Annotated in this window: 1 protein-coding gene; it reads right to left on the bottom strand. The window is 74.3% G+C overall.

Annotated elements, in window-relative coordinates; all coding sequences use genetic code 11:
• Positions 1-920, bottom strand: a 920-nt coding sequence (locus tag AB1460_RS37800) for a zinc-dependent alcohol dehydrogenase (protein ID WP_368967385.1), incomplete at its 3' end; no start/stop codon positions are given.
• Between the last annotated feature and the right edge of the window lie 59 nt (positions 921-979).

Here is a 979-nt window from a genome sequence, read left to right on the forward strand (position 1 = left end):
GCCGTCGACAACGACGACGCACTGCCCACGCAGTCCATCGCCACATCCACCCCGCCGAGCAGGAAATCGCCCCCGAGCTGCGGGGTCAGCCGCACCGCCCGGCTCGCCCGCCGCACCCCACCGATCGTGTCATCCGGCGCGAGCACCTCGTCGGCGCCGAACCGCACGGCGAGCTCCACCTGCCGGCGATGCTTGGCCACCATCGTCACATGCTCGGCCTTCGTGAACGCCCGCACCGCCAGCAGCGTCAGCAGCCCCACCGCGCCCGACCCGACGATCAGCACCCGGTCCCCGGCCACGATCCCGGCCCGACCCGCGGTGTGCACCGCCGTCGCCAACGGCTCGACCAGCACCGCACGCTCGTCGGCAAGACCGTCGGGCACCGGATGCACCTGGCTGTGATGCGCCACCAACGCCCGGCTCCACCCCCCGCCGGTGTCCGCGCAGTACCCCGTCTGCAACCCCGGCGACAGATGCCCCACCGTCACCCGGTCGCAGCGCGACGTACGCCCCCCCGCGCACGCCCCGCACAGCTCCAAGCCCCGCGCCGCACAGCCCAGCACCGGGTCGATCACCACCCGTGACCCCGCCTCCAACCGCCGGCCATCCCCCAGCGTCACCGACTCCTGAAGATCACCGACGATCTCGTGGCCGGGCGTGAACGGCATCGACACCAGCGGGGAGAAGTAGAACGAGCTCTGCCCCGTCACCGTCGCCAGATCCGACCCGCAGATCCCCGCCAGCCGCGGCCGCACCGTCACCCACCCCGGCCCCGGCAGCGCCGGATCGCCCCGGTCCACCAGCCGCAGCGGCGCCGCGGTCGTCGCCGCCGCCCCCGCCAGCCACGGCAACCGGCCCGACACCACCCGCGCCGCCGCATACCGCGGCAACGACCGGTACACCTCCAGACCGCGCGTCACCGCACCTCACCCGCTCGCACCGCATCCCCCTGACCCACCGAACGATCCTGACCCCCCGC

It is taken from the genome of Parafrankia sp. FMc2, assembly GCF_041008525.1.
In the GTDB taxonomy this organism is placed as follows: domain Bacteria; phylum Actinomycetota; class Actinomycetes; order Frankiales; family Frankiaceae; genus Parafrankia.